The organism is Pedobacter sp. MC2016-14 (assembly GCF_020991475.1).
GTDB lineage: Bacteria > Bacteroidota > Bacteroidia > Sphingobacteriales > Sphingobacteriaceae > Pedobacter.
Map to the genome: position 1 here is coordinate 990,721 of NZ_JAJMPA010000001.1, position 12,448 is coordinate 1,003,168.

General features: G+C 39.1%; 12 protein-coding genes and 1 pseudogene. 6 read left to right on the plus strand and 7 right to left on the minus strand.

Annotated features, from left to right (window positions below):
- Positions 1–107 precede the first annotated feature (107 nt).
- Together LPB86_RS04110 and LPB86_RS04115 are read right to left on the minus strand one after the other, a co-directional pair.
- Complete coding sequence (locus tag LPB86_RS04110) at positions 108–1,187, minus strand: OmpA family protein (RefSeq protein ID WP_230641274.1); 1,080 nt, start codon at positions 1,185–1,187, stop codon at positions 108–110.
- 56 nt (positions 1,188–1,243) lie between these two features.
- Positions 1,244–2,191, minus strand: a complete 948-nt coding sequence (locus tag LPB86_RS04115; RefSeq protein WP_230641275.1) for an NADP-dependent oxidoreductase — start codon at positions 2,189–2,191, stop codon at positions 1,244–1,246.
- A 123-nt stretch (positions 2,192–2,314) separates the two neighbouring features.
- Here LPB86_RS04115 and LPB86_RS04120 point away from each other — a divergent pair, with 123 nt between their 5' ends.
- Positions 2,315–2,794, plus strand: a complete 480-nt coding sequence (locus LPB86_RS04120; RefSeq protein ID WP_230641276.1) for a GNAT family N-acetyltransferase — start codon at positions 2,315–2,317, stop codon at positions 2,792–2,794.
- A 57-nt stretch (positions 2,795–2,851) separates the two neighbouring features.
- Here LPB86_RS04120 and LPB86_RS04125 read toward each other — a convergent pair whose 3' ends face one another.
- A complete protein-coding gene (locus tag LPB86_RS04125; RefSeq protein ID WP_230641277.1) occupies positions 2,852–3,082 on the minus strand; it encodes a hypothetical protein in 231 nt (76 codons plus the stop codon).
- A gap of 446 nt (positions 3,083–3,528) precedes the next feature.
- On the opposite strand from LPB86_RS04125, the gene LPB86_RS20940 reads away from it, so the two are divergent.
- Together LPB86_RS20940 and LPB86_RS04130 are read left to right on the plus strand one after the other, a co-directional pair.
- Positions 3,529–3,681 carry a sigma factor gene (locus LPB86_RS20940; RefSeq protein ID WP_370632796.1) on the plus strand — a complete coding sequence of 51 codons (153 nt, stop codon included), beginning with the start codon at positions 3,529–3,531 and terminating at the stop codon, positions 3,679–3,681.
- A gap of 454 nt (positions 3,682–4,135) precedes the next feature.
- On the plus strand, positions 4,136–4,660 hold the full coding sequence (locus LPB86_RS04130; RefSeq protein ID WP_230641278.1) for an RNA polymerase sigma-70 factor: 525 nt from the start codon (positions 4,136–4,138) through the stop codon (positions 4,658–4,660).
- Positions 4,661–4,955: 295 nt separating this feature from the next.
- On the opposite strand, the pseudogene acpP reads toward LPB86_RS04130, so the two are convergent.
- Positions 4,956–5,180 (minus strand): annotated as a pseudogene (gene acpP / locus LPB86_RS04135) (acyl carrier protein); the annotation flags it as partial.
- A gap of 185 nt (positions 5,181–5,365) precedes the next feature.
- On the opposite strand from acpP, the gene LPB86_RS04140 reads away from it, so the two are divergent.
- A complete protein-coding gene (locus LPB86_RS04140) occupies positions 5,366–5,587 on the plus strand; it encodes a calcineurin-like phosphoesterase C-terminal domain-containing protein (RefSeq protein WP_230641279.1) in 222 nt (73 codons plus the stop codon).
- 14 nt (positions 5,588–5,601) lie between these two features.
- Positions 5,602–6,165 carry a thiamine pyrophosphokinase gene (locus LPB86_RS04145; protein ID WP_230641280.1) on the plus strand — a complete coding sequence of 188 codons (564 nt, stop codon included), beginning with the start codon at positions 5,602–5,604 and terminating at the stop codon, positions 6,163–6,165.
- 64 nt (positions 6,166–6,229) lie between these two features.
- On the opposite strand, the gene LPB86_RS04150 is transcribed toward LPB86_RS04145, so the two are convergent.
- Together LPB86_RS04150 and LPB86_RS04155 are read right to left on the minus strand one after the other, a co-directional pair.
- A complete protein-coding gene (locus LPB86_RS04150; RefSeq protein ID WP_230641281.1) occupies positions 6,230–7,600 on the minus strand; it encodes a RagB/SusD family nutrient uptake outer membrane protein in 1,371 nt (456 codons plus the stop codon).
- A 23-nt stretch (positions 7,601–7,623) separates the two neighbouring features.
- Positions 7,624–10,797: a TonB-dependent receptor gene (locus tag LPB86_RS04155; RefSeq protein ID WP_230641282.1), complete on the minus strand. Its 3,174-nt coding sequence runs from the start codon at positions 10,795–10,797 to the stop codon at positions 7,624–7,626.
- A 204-nt stretch (positions 10,798–11,001) separates the two neighbouring features.
- Here LPB86_RS04155 and LPB86_RS04160 point away from each other — a divergent pair, with 204 nt between their 5' ends.
- Complete coding sequence (locus tag LPB86_RS04160) at positions 11,002–11,496, plus strand: GNAT family N-acetyltransferase (RefSeq protein ID WP_230641283.1); 495 nt, start codon at positions 11,002–11,004, stop codon at positions 11,494–11,496.
- 1 nt (position 11,497) lies between these two features.
- Here LPB86_RS04160 and LPB86_RS04165 read toward each other — a convergent pair whose 3' ends face one another.
- On the minus strand, positions 11,498–12,448 hold the full coding sequence (locus LPB86_RS04165; protein ID WP_230641284.1) for a M28 family metallopeptidase: 951 nt from the start codon (positions 12,446–12,448) through the stop codon (positions 11,498–11,500).

Genomic DNA, 12,448 nt, shown 5'->3' on the forward strand with positions numbered 1-12,448 from the left:
CAGGTTGCTGATGGTTGATCTGCAAAATCATGCATCGAAAGATAAGTTGTTGCAAAAATCAGTACAAAAAATGCGATGCTGAATAGTAAGCGCTTTAAATGGTACATTTATTTCTTTACCAGTTCAACTCTTCGATTTTTGGCCATATTAGCCTCGCTATCATTAGCTACAAGTGGACGCTCTGCTCCAAATCCGGCGGCGCTAAGCCTGCTTGCAGAGATCCCGCGTCCGGTGATAGATTTTAAGATGGTGTTTGCCCGTTCTGCAGATAGTTTTTTGTTGCGCTCGGCTGAGCCAGCATTATCCGTATGGCCTTCTATGGCAATTTTTAGATCGGGATTGTTCTTCATCAGGATCAGGATTTCGTCAACGATCTTTTGGCCTTCAGGTAGTAGATTAGATTTATCTGTATCGAAATTGATGTTCAATATAGCTTTACCATTTGCATCGATGTCTCTTTTCATCTCAACAGCAGTAGGGGCTTTAATGGTTTGTTCAAAAGCAGCTAATTCTACCACGCCAACTTCAGCACTTGCTGTATTGGAAAATACCTGGAACATGATCTTACCCTTAGCGTGGTTTAATGCGTAAAACCGTACAGGTACGTTGTAAGGGTCTCCGATAAGGTGGTTGTGGATAGCCATGTCATCATCCTTGTTTAAGAATTTCTCCTGCTCATCACTTAATTTAAGCTTTCCTAATAGCTTTGCTCCGATGCTATTTAAATATTTGTCTACACTGCTGTCAAACTTGTACTGATTCCATTCTGTATTTTCTCCTTTCATGCGAAATTTCAGTTTGGCAACTTTTCCTTCTGCATTATAAAAAGACTGTCCGTTAAATATGAATAGCTTATTAAAATCTTTGTAGTATGAATATCCGGTTTTGGATTCGCTGTAGCTATCTTTTTCCTGAATGTAAAAGCCTTCGGGAGCACTAATATAAGGGAAGGCGCCTATTACTGCGTTTGATTGAGCCACAGTAGTCCAATCAAAGTCTTTGAAAATTTCTGTACTTGCTGCCGACTGATCTGGCTGGGTTTGAGTTGTAACTGCTGATGAGTCTGTAACGGCTGCAGAATCGGTCCCTTTATGTGCATCTTTATTGTCAGAGTTTCCGCAGCTGGTTATTACAATGCTTAGAATAATGGCTTGGATGAATTTGGCAGACATGTTATTGGTTCTCATAAGGGTTGTTTGCTTTGGCAAGTTCAATGAACTAACATAAGGCTAGCGGAAAAGTTTTACTGGTTTGGTAGTATAACAATTTTACCAACAGTACTTCCACTTTCAATCTGTAAATGTGCTTCGGCCATTTGTTCAAAAGAGAAGGTTTTAGAAACATGGGAGCTAAGGGTACCCTGTTCCAAAAATCCGGCTATAATTTTCATGTCCTCACCGCTAGGCTTCATTTTCATGGTATAACCATGTTTGCCGCTTTCTTTAGCCTTATCAACGACCTGCTCATTTAAGCCAGAAGGGATACTTACAATTGTACCGCCGGTTTTCATAACGGCTAAAGAAGCATCGATGGTGTCTCCTCCAATGGTATCCAGTACAAAATCAATGTCTTTTAATACATTTTCTATTGGTTTGGCCTTATAATCCAGGTGTTCATCAGCTCCTAATGACAAAACAAAATCTTTATTTTGGAGAGAAGAGGTTCCAATTACATAGGCCCCCATTTGTTTTGCAATTTGGACGGCATAATGGCCAACGCCCCCTGATGCGGCATGAATCAATACTTTATTCCCCGGTCTTATAGTTGCGTAATTACGGAGTGCCTGTAAAGCAGTAAGGGCAGCTAACGTTGCTGCTGCGGCTTCATGATGGCTAATGTTGTCAGGTTTTATAGCCAGTTCCGCTGCGGGAGCGGCAACAAATTCGGCATAAGTTTTTCCTGATTTAGGAAAGGAGATACAGCCAAACACTTCATCTCCTTTTTTAAGGATGGTGACTTCAGCTCCAACTTCTTCTACGATACCCGAAATGTCCCAACCCAAAATGATGGGTTGTTCATCTTTTAGTAAACCAGCAACTCCTTTGCCCGCTCTTGTTTTTACATCAATAGGATTGATGCTAATGGCTTTTATGGCTACCAATACCTCTTCTGGTTTAATGTTAGGCTGTTCCAGTTCTGTGATTGCAAGGTTCTCCACACCTCCAAAATCTTTTAAAATTATTGCTTTCATCTAATTACTTTAACAAGCACAAATCTACTATTGTTGTTAAGATTTTGTCATGAATCCGCGACCTATTTGGAGAAGCAACTTGTATATTCTAAAATTGCCGGACTAGTTACTTAACCAATGATAATGGAATTTTATAATCAAGTACACATTGTGGACTATACGCCCAGGTATGCTTCGGCTTTCAAAGATCTTAATGAAGAATGGATTAGCCAGTATTTTAAGATGGAAGAAATGGATTATAAAGCATTGGATGATCCTGAAGGATATATTTTGAGCAGAGGAGGATGCATTTTGGTGGCCTTGCATGAGGGAGAGCCGATTGGTGTTTGCGCATTGATAAAAATGAATGATGCCGTATATGACTATGAGTTGGCCAAAATGGCGGTTTCTCCAAAAGCCCAAGGGAAAAAGGTAGGTTGGTTGCTGGGACAAGCAGCCATCAAAAAGGCAAAGGAACTAGGGGCTGATAAATTGTATCTGGAAAGCAATACAGTGTTAAAACCTGCGATAAACCTCTATAATAAATTGGGATTCCAGAAAATTTTAGGATACCCATCACCTTATGAACGCTGCGATATTCAGATGGATTTGGATCTGAGGTAAAGCCATCCATTAATAATTCTTGGTGAATAAGTCCTTACTCACCAAGAATTTGAGTTTTTATACGTTGTTTACTTCAAAACCACCATAACATACCATTTCTGCATTATGGGACACGATAAGTTTGAGCTTTAATTTCTCTATCAATTCTTTTGCCTGTGTGATGTTTCTGTGCAAGTCATTGATACCCCTGATTTCAATGCCTTTAGCCATCAGCTTAAATTTGTTAGGTTCAAATTTGTCAATGAATTTCTGCAGGTCTGAACTGATCTTTACTTCTGTGTTTTTCATCCGTTTAATTTTGTTTTTTTATAAGGCGATCCGATTAAGCTTTTAATGTCCTTATAAAGGCAAAAGAAACCATATTGTTTTAACTCTTTGGTCAGTTAATATTAAATGTCTGGTATCTACTAATAAATAAAATTTTATTTGAATAAAATGAATGACGAATTGAACATTATATACTGTACCTTGTTGCTACAAACACTAACCAATATAAAACCTTAGGAGGACTCAATCATGATCAATATACTTATTACGCTGTTTAGCATTAACATACTAGTTTTTATCGCTTCAACTTTGTTCTCCATTAATGGAGCCCACGAGGTTGACCCTGAAGAAAGTGATTTTTAATTTGCCTTTATAGTTCATCCTGGAGTAAAGGATCATCTGAGCCTTGTATCGCTGGCAGATAAACGCTATTTTTGATAGATACTTTATCCTGATGCCTGAGCTGAATGTTAAAACAAGCACAACATGATGATTCCTTTGCCCGGTTGTTTAATGACAATTATGCGAAGTTATGTCATTTTGCGCGGCAGTTCATGAGCGATGATGATGATGCAAAAGACATTGTGCAAGAAGCATTTGTTGTCTTATTGGAATGTTAAAGATAAATTAATCGGAGATTCGGACGCTGCAGGGAGCTTTTTGTATTCTTAAACCTATTGAGGAATATTTTCGATTTCTTTTGTCCATTGATTTTTCAGGTTTCTTATGGATATCTATCGCAATTGAAGGTAATCTTAAAGGCTGATGGCTCAGACTTTATTTTAAAAAAGTCAAATCTACTCTTAAAAAGGTTATAAAAATTAGCTTGCCTAATATTAAGGTAACATATTGTATTGAATATGTTACAAATTACTGAGAACTAATAGATCTTTGTTTAATCTAGGCTAGGGACGTAAATTTCAGCAAACGGTGTGAAACTTGCCGTGAAGATCTCTCATTTAAAAGGTCAGTTAATTTTATTTTTTATTTTGGCTCACCCGATTTTGTTTTTTGCGGTTCTTGTTGCTAAAACTAATTTAGATACAACAACTCCCTGGATTAATAGCCTTTCTTATGTTAACACAATCAAAACTCTCAGAAATGACGATTGACGAATTATTCAATTGTCACCAAGCTAATCTTCAATACTTTGCTTGCAAATATTTAAATGATGCAGATTCAGCAAAAGATATAGTTCAAGAAACATTTATCATCTATTGGACTCATAAAGATAAGCTTCATCTTAAACCCGAATCGGTAAAACCCTTTTTTTATTCTTCGGTTAGAAATGCCTGTTTAAACAAACTGCGACGGATAAGACTCGAAAGCTTTTTTTTAAGTATCCAGGACAATAATCCATCTGAAGAACCAATATGTTTAAATTCAATCATGCGATCAGAAGTTATTTCCGAATTACATAGCGCACTACTTACACTTCCGAAAAATTATCAGGAAATATTTCGTATGAGCTATTTAGAGGAATTAAAGAATGCAGAAATAGCACAGCAGATGGGACTCAGTATAAATACCATCAAAACACACAAAAAGCAAGGATTACGTTTACTTCGTAAGCTTATTTCAAAAGATAAATGTTGCTAAATGGCAACAATTGATGTATATGCTATTTTAGAATGAAGCTTGGAGGATGTAAATATAACAGCAGCGAAATCTCCTACAGTTGAAATGCGATCCTGCGGCTAACTACCAAATGATAATGTGTAATAAGAAAGGAGGTAATCGCATGATAAATTACCTCCTCACTAGAATTTAGGTATCTAAATTAATATTTTGTGACTAAAGCCATATGATATCAATCTAAACGTGTTATCATTGGGTTCTGGGTACTTGCAAAAATAAATTCACCCATAGGCAAACGGTTCCTTCTTCGCATTTCACTTAGTATATAATCAATTATTATTTGAACATAAGTTAACCTCTCCCAATCCTCGTCAGGGATCGATATTTCAAACTCCTCTTCTAGTGCAAATCTAAGTTCGATGAGATCCAGATCGTCTGCTCCTAAATCCTCGACCAACCTTGCTGTGCCGACAACTTCCACTAAGTCAACGGCTAGTTGCTCAACGATCACGTTTTTTACCCTGTCTTCGACGTCGGAAATGGTTAAATTTGAAGACTCTAGTCCAATACTTTCAAATTTAGATTTTACAACTTTTTCACTTTCAACAGCCAACACAGAAGATGATATTAATAACGCTGGTAATAATAGATAATTTAATTTATTCATTTTTTATTGATTTGGGTTTGTAGATATTAGAAACTTCAAAACTGAAAGTGGGTGAAAAAATGTTAAATGATTTGAACGATATTTACTATGTCATTTGGAAAAGCATCACAGACAAAACTAAGAAAGCAAGGCGGCCTTCTAACCCCGCGAAAAGTACGCACCTCTGGAAGGGCGTTTTACCTACCGTTCTCCCTGTGGGGAAACATACTATTTCTGTTAAAGCTACAGATATGTTTGACAGGACTTTTAATCAAACGCGGCATTTTATAATTGAGGAATAACCTATATTAGCAGGATGTCATCGCATCACATCGTAAGAGAAAAGCAAGAGCCTGCCCTGTATATTCATGATCTGGGGGCTTTTGATGAAGAATATTTGGGCCAATTATTGGAATGGAGCCCCACTTTAATTGTTAATTCCGGGGCTTATGAAAAGATCATTAGCCTTGGCTTAAAGGTTGATGTTGTACTTAATCCTGTTGATGGCAAAGCTTTCCAGGAAAATACAAAAGCCATAGCTGGGCCTGGTGATGACTTTAATACGGTACTGAATTACCTAATCTCTGAAAAATACCCCGCAGTAAATATTATTGCGAAGGATAAGAAGCTCATAGATCTTGACTATTATATTCCAAGCATCAACATTGTATTGTTCAATGAACTTGAAAAATCATATGCTATACCCAATGGATTTAGGGTTTGGAAAACGGAAGGCAGTGTTTTTAGAATTGCATTAAATGCTTATTTTGAAACCAGTAATTTGAAGCAAAACGAGCAGGCAGATTTTGTAGTGATTAAAGATGGATTTGTAGAATTTACCTTTAATGTACCATACCTTTTGATTAGTGAATTGCTATAACCTAAAAGGCGCTATTTACTAGTTAGAGTACTTGTAAATAGCGCCTTTTTTAAAACAAAAAGAACTAGTATCCCTTGTTTTGACTTAAGTTGGTGTTTACCAGTCTTTCTGAAGCAGGAATTGGATAAAGGTAATAATCAGTGTTCGCAATGCTCATCATTTCTGTTAAAGCCAATCCCGTGCGGCAGTAATCAAACCAGGCTTCGCCTTCAAACATCAACTCCAGTCTTTTCTCTTTTTGTACAGCGGTAACAAATTGTGCTACGGATGTAAAGCTGCTGCGGGCTGCTGTAGTTAGGTTTGCCCTATCTCTAACTTTTTTGTAAGAACTGTAAGCTGCTTCGCTTACGTTGCCATCTAAACGTGCTTTGGCCTCTGCATGTATCAGTAAAATTTCTGCCAGGCGTATTACAGGGAAGTTTTGTACGGGTGGACTGAATTGTCTGTATTTACCAATATAATACCTTACATCGGGGGCAGTACCTTGATAAATAGTGAAATTCTTTCTTACATCTGTTGTTTCATAGAGATCTGCTATGGAAGCATCGCGAGCATAAAATAGCATAGATGGACTTGGATTACTTACAGAAGCCAACGTGTTGGTTGCTTGTGCATCGAACTGGAGTTCGAAGATGGATTCTGTGGTGTTTTCATCTGTCCAAACCGAGCTGAAATCGTCTGGGAGTATGAAGCCCCCTGTGGTAATTACCTCATTTGCCAATCTGGCTGATTCTGAGTAATTATTGGTAATGTTAGCATGATATAAGTTTACTTTTGAAAGCAATGCTTTAGCAGCAAATCCTGTAGCCTGACCTTTAGTTTCTGCTGTATTTGCATATCCATTTGGTAAAGTTGCGGCTTCTGTTAAATCGGTAATGATTTGTGTATACACTTGTTCTGCTGGTGTTCTGCTTGGTCTTAAATCACTATCTTCTGCTGTTGGAACAACAAGTAGCGGCACAGCTCCAAATGCCCGAACCAGTGTAAAGTAACTTAAAGCCCTAACAAACTTAGCTTCTAAAATAAATTGCTGCCTTTTTTCTCCATTAATGGCATTAGCAGGAATTTCGGCTACTCGTTTTATAATGTTATTTGCGGCATTAATGGTTGCATAGGTGGCATTCCAGATGTTCATTGTCCAGGGATTATCTACACGAATCTTGTTTTGTGAAAATTCTACAAATTCCGGGTAACTGGAAGCATGATTAACATGCTGCGCCGAAAATTCGGGGATGATTACAGTAGATTGACCATAAGAATAAGCACTTAACATTGTGCGGTACATTCCGGATACAGCAGCTTTTGCATTCTGTTCGTTGGTGATGAAATTATCTGGGGTTACTTGTGCAATTGGTTCCTTATCAAGGAACTTTTTACAAGATGAAACACTCAGTATAACGGTGGCGGCTAGAATATATTTGATAATCGTTTTCATGTGTAAATGTGTAAAGAGTTGGCTTAAAAAGTTAGATTAACACCGGCAGTCATAATTCGTGGTTGTGGGTAACTTCCATAGTCATAACCATAAATTAACCCCTGATTTGCACCTCCCTGGTTTGAACTTACTTCAGGGTCATATCCTTTGTATTTGGTAAATACATAGGCATTTTGGACGGTGGCATAGATGCGCAGGCTTTTTATTTTTAAGCTTTGTGCAACTTTATCGCCGAGGGTATAACCAAGGGTTATATTTCTAATTCTAAAAAATGATCCATCTTCTACAAACCGGTCTGAAACTGCTGAGTTGTCAAAACTGTTTGGCGTAGGGCGGGGAATGTCTGTAACATCACCGGGATTTCTCCAGCGGCGGGTCCAGTCGGTAAAGCCATTGCTGCTTAAGCTGCTGCCACCAAGTCCTGTTGCCAGGTTGTAGTTGAATACATCGTTTCCATAAGAGAATTGCCCCATAACACTGAAATCAAAATTTTTATATTGAAAAGTATTGGTGATACCTCCATAAAAATCAGGATTTGGATTTCCAATGATCACCCGGTCGGCCACATCTGTTGGCGTGCCCAGGGAACCGTCTTGTTTAACATAATCAATCAGTCCGGTTTGAGGGTTTACCCCATGCATTTTCCAACCATAAAAAGTTCCAAGAGGCAATCCTTCTCTGGCAATGTTTAGGTTTCCTAATCCACCATATAACTCGCCGCCAGGAAGGGAAATCACTTTATTCCTGTTAAAGGACATGTTAAAACTAGTATTCCATTTAAATTCACCAGTTAAGTTTTTGGTGGTCAATTCGAACTCAAAACCTTTATTCTGGATTTCACCAACGTTAGTGAATCTGCTTAAAAAGCCGGAACTTCCTGGTGTTGCAATACCTACAAGCAGATCTGAGGTATTCTTGATGTAATAATCAGCTAAAATGGAAATGCGGTTGTTAAACAATCCGAGGTCAAGACCAAAGTTTTTCTGTTCTGTTGTTTCCCATTTAAGGTTTTTATCGCCTAGAACATTTGGAATATATCCTGAGTTTCCTAAGTAATTGTTACTGCCGCTGTATAATGAAAAACTGGCATAATTAGGGATGTTCTGATTACCGGTAACTCCCCAACTGGCCCTGAATTTAAGGTTGCTGATGACCTTTGAAGTTTTTAAGAAATCCTCATCAGATGCGCGCCAGGCCACACCAGCGGAAGGGAATGTACCATAGCGGCTATTGGAGCCAAAACGGGAAGAACCATCTACCCTTAGAGTTGCCGTAAGCAAGTATTTACCCTTATAATCATAGTTTACCCTTGAAAATGCGGAGGCTATACTCCATTCCTCGGGATATGAATTAGCGCCTGTAAGCGTTCCACCAGCAGAAATGTATTCAATGTCGTTTGAAGGAAAGTTAGATCGGCGTGCATCTACAAATATAATTTTTGAGCCTTGCAATGATCCGCCGGCTAAAACATTAAGGCTATGGTTGCCAAATACATTGTCATAGGTAAGGGTAGTTTCATTGATCCAAAGCTGGTCCCGTGTATTTCGTTGTGCCCCTATACCACCCTGGCTGGCAAAGCCACGGATGCCATTAGGAGGCATAAAAAATGTTTCGTCTATATAACTCATGTCTGCCCCAAAACTGGTTTTTAAGGTAAGCTGAGGGATAAACTTATACTCTGCAGAAGTACTGGCCAGTACTCTGAAAGTTTCAGCTTTATTTATGGGTAGTAAGAGCATTGCAATAGGATTCTCCCGGTTCAGTGTAACCTGGTCTAGTGCATAGGATCCGTCTGCATTGTATACTGGTAAATTTGGGGGTGCAGCGATCCCGTTTTTTGTAGAGCCCTCTTTAGAGTTTTCTTCCTGTACCCTGTCATTTAATGCTCTGGTTAAGTTAATACGGGCAGAGAAACGCAGTTTTTCACTATGTTGGTGATCGAGATTTAAACGTGCACTGATCCTGCTGAAATCGGAATTTTGAATTACACCACCCTGACGCATGTAACCTACAGAGGTATAATATTGAGTTTTATCAGATCCCCCACTTGCCGAAAGTTCATAATTCCTTGTTGGGGCTGTTCTGAAAATCTCATTCTGCCAATCGGTATTGATATTGGAGTTGGCTAATATGGAGGCCGGTGGTGCCATTGGTGTAGGATTTCCGGCATTATCTGTCATGTATTGATAGAAATCACGCATGTAGTCCTGATACTCTGCCGTATTCATAAACTTATACTTGCGTTCATTGGGTACTTGAGAAAAACCTTCGTAAGCATTAAAGCTAAAAGTACTGGCTCCGGCCTGTCCCTTTTTAGTTGTAATTAAGACAACCCCATTAGCAGCTCTGGCTCCATATATAGAAGAAGAGGCTGCATCTTTTAAAACCTCAACCGATTGTACATCTGATGGGTTTATGGAGGCGAGAATGTTAATCCCTTGTGTTCCACCACCAAAGTTGAAATCGCTACCTCCTGTAAAGTTGGTGGTGCTGTTTACTGGTATTCCATCAACTACGTAAAGGGGGTCTGAGCTGGCATTGATGGATGTGGTACCCCGTACCCTGATGTTGAGTCCACCACCAGGCGAGCCTGATTTTTGAGTAACTTGAACACCTCCCGCTTTGCCCTGGATGGCTTGCGAAATGGTGGGTAGTACTTCATTTTTGATTTGTCCGGCACCTATGCTTGACACAGAACTTGTAAGTTTTGACCGGTTTACCGTTCCGTAGCCGGTTCCTACAACCTGAACTTCATTTAAAACTTTGGATTGTGTTTGAAGTAGGATATCAACTGTTTTGCGGTTCTTTACCGGCTCTTCTTTGGGACTAAAGCCTACAAAAGAAAAGATAAGTGTAGAGGTTCCGGAAGCGGCGATGCGATAGCGACCTTGTGCATCTGTGCCTGTTTTGGCATCTGTGCCCTTCACGGAAACAATAACCCCTGGTAAAGGACCAGTAGCGTCAAATACCGTACCTTTTACGGAATCTTGTACTGTTGGCGCTGGTGTGGCAACAGGTGTAACTGGTGTAACCGAACTGTCTTTAGCTGCTGCTGCAGGTTTTGTTGGAGCGGGAACTGAGTCTGGTTTTTTTGTAACTTTTGGAATGGTATCCTGCTGAGCAAAGCTTTTGGATGTTGTGCCTGCGATAATTAGAATGGAGAGGCAGAGTAAACTGGGTAGAGTGTTTTTTCTCATTTGATTACGTATTTCAATTAGGTGATGTTATGAAAGCCAAAAACGCAAGCTCCATGCCATTAAACCCTTATTTTGGTAACTATCTTGTTATTAAAGGATTATTTTAAGGCTATACTTTTAGTGTGTTGCACTTCTCTACAGTTTGATGAAAAGAACATCAGTATAATTTATACTATTGTACTTTTATATACTATTGCTGAGTTTATGATTACATTAAGAAAAGGTAAGGAAGATGATATTCCCGATATACAAGTGATGGCCAGAAGAACATGGGAGCCAACTTATTTGCCGATTATTGGGCAGAAGCAAGTGGATTATATGCTGGATAAAATGTATAATACCGGGGTACTGCTAGAGGAAATGATGAAAGGTTATTTGTTTCTTATTGCAGAGGATAATGAGGAGAGTCTCGGATTTGCATCCTACTCGCTAACAGATCCTGAAAACTTCAGTTACAAACTCCATAAGCTTTATGTGCTTCCAGAAGCGCATGGTAAAGGAGTAGGCAAATTATTGATCAACGAAGTGGTAAACAAAGTGCGTAATGGTGGAGGTAAGACGCTGGAGTTAAATGTTAACCGGGAGAATGCCGCAAGGGATTTTTATTTGAAAGCGGGCTTCGAAATAAAAGAAACCGTTGACATTGAGATTGGCAACGGTTTCTTTATGAATGATTATGTAATGGTGAAAGCTATATAAGCTATTTTCTTTTAGGAATTCTTGTTGGCGTGTCTGTACCTTGTACAATAGTGATGGCACTCTGTGCTATGGCCTTGATAGTTGATAGGATGTTATCTACATCGAGTGAGCTATATTCGTCTTTAACGGAATGGTACAATTGGTCTGTATCTATCTGGTCTGTACTAATGGTATGGGCTGGAACGCCTAAAGCAGCCAGTGTAGCATTGTCGCTTCTGTAAAACAATCGCTGTTGCGGATAGGGGTCTGGATGGAAAGAAAAGGGACTGCCGCTCAAGTTTTTTTGAAGTATTTTGCCGAAGTCGGAACGTTCGTAGCCAGTAATGAAAGCAGCATTTTTACCGAATTTACTTTCTTTACCAATCATTTCTATGTTAAACATGGCTACAACATCATCTGGATTAAGTTGTTTTGAGAAATACTGCGAGCCAAAGCCGCCAATTTCTTCTGCTGTAAAGGCAACAAAAATGAGTGTTCTTTCATTGTTGTTAAGTTTCTTGTAGTATTTTGCTAAGGCAATCATGGCTGTAATGCCCGAGGCATCGTCGTCAGCACCATTTGCAATGCTATCCTGGCCATCTGCTTTTAGTATACCCAGATGATCATAGTGCCCGGAAAAGATAACCATTTCTTTAGTTTTAGATTTACCAGGAATTGTACCGACCACATTGAATAACGGACGTTTATCTGTAGAATCTTTATGAAAGTTCTGTCTGTAGCCTGTAGTGCCTGGAAGTGGTTGAAGCCCGATCTTTTTAAATTCTCCTTCGATAAAACTTGCTGCTTTATCAATGCCCAGACTGTACGTTGCCCTGCCTTGCATGTCGTCACTGCTTAGTGTTTTTATAAGATTGTCTACGTATTTTTTATTGATGATTTTGTTAATTTTTTGCGCAGATGCCTGCCCAGTGATAAGCAGGGCAAATAGGAGGTAAAGTGATAGTTTCTTCAT

What these genes read in the sequence shown, in the direction of transcription:
- LPB86_RS04120 (WP_230641276.1), top strand. Translation starts at nt 2,315, where the DNA reads ATGGAATTTTATAATCAAGTACACATTGTGGACTATACGCCCAGGTAT.
- LPB86_RS04130 (WP_230641278.1), top strand. Translation starts at nt 4,136, where the DNA reads ATGTTAACACAATCAAAACTCTCAGAAATGACGATTGACGAATTATTC.
- LPB86_RS04145 (WP_230641280.1), top strand. Translation starts at nt 5,602, where the DNA reads ATGTCATCGCATCACATCGTAAGAGAAAAGCAAGAGCCTGCCCTGTAT.
- LPB86_RS04140 (WP_230641279.1), top strand. Translation starts at nt 5,366, where the DNA reads ATGTTAAATGATTTGAACGATATTTACTATGTCATTTGGAAAAGCATC.
- LPB86_RS04160 (WP_230641283.1), top strand. Translation starts at nt 11,002, where the DNA reads ATGATTACATTAAGAAAAGGTAAGGAAGATGATATTCCCGATATACAA.
- LPB86_RS04115 (WP_230641275.1), bottom strand. Translation starts at nt 2,191, where the DNA reads ATGAAAGCAATAATTTTAAAAGATTTTGGAGGTGTGGAGAACCTTGCA.
- LPB86_RS04165 (WP_230641284.1), bottom strand. Translation starts at nt 12,448, where the DNA reads ATGAAGAAACTATCACTTTACCTCCTATTTGCCCTGCTTATCACTGGG.
- LPB86_RS04155 (WP_230641282.1), bottom strand. Translation starts at nt 10,797, where the DNA reads ATGAGAAAAAACACTCTACCCAGTTTACTCTGCCTCTCCATTCTAATT.
- LPB86_RS20940 (WP_370632796.1), top strand. Translation starts at nt 3,529, where the DNA reads ATGTTAAAACAAGCACAACATGATGATTCCTTTGCCCGGTTGTTTAAT.
- LPB86_RS04110 (WP_230641274.1), bottom strand. Translation starts at nt 1,187, where the DNA reads ATGAGAACCAATAACATGTCTGCCAAATTCATCCAAGCCATTATTCTA.
- LPB86_RS04125 (WP_230641277.1), bottom strand. Translation starts at nt 3,082, where the DNA reads ATGAAAAACACAGAAGTAAAGATCAGTTCAGACCTGCAGAAATTCATT.
- LPB86_RS04150 (WP_230641281.1), bottom strand. Translation starts at nt 7,600, where the DNA reads ATGAAAACGATTATCAAATATATTCTAGCCGCCACCGTTATACTGAGT.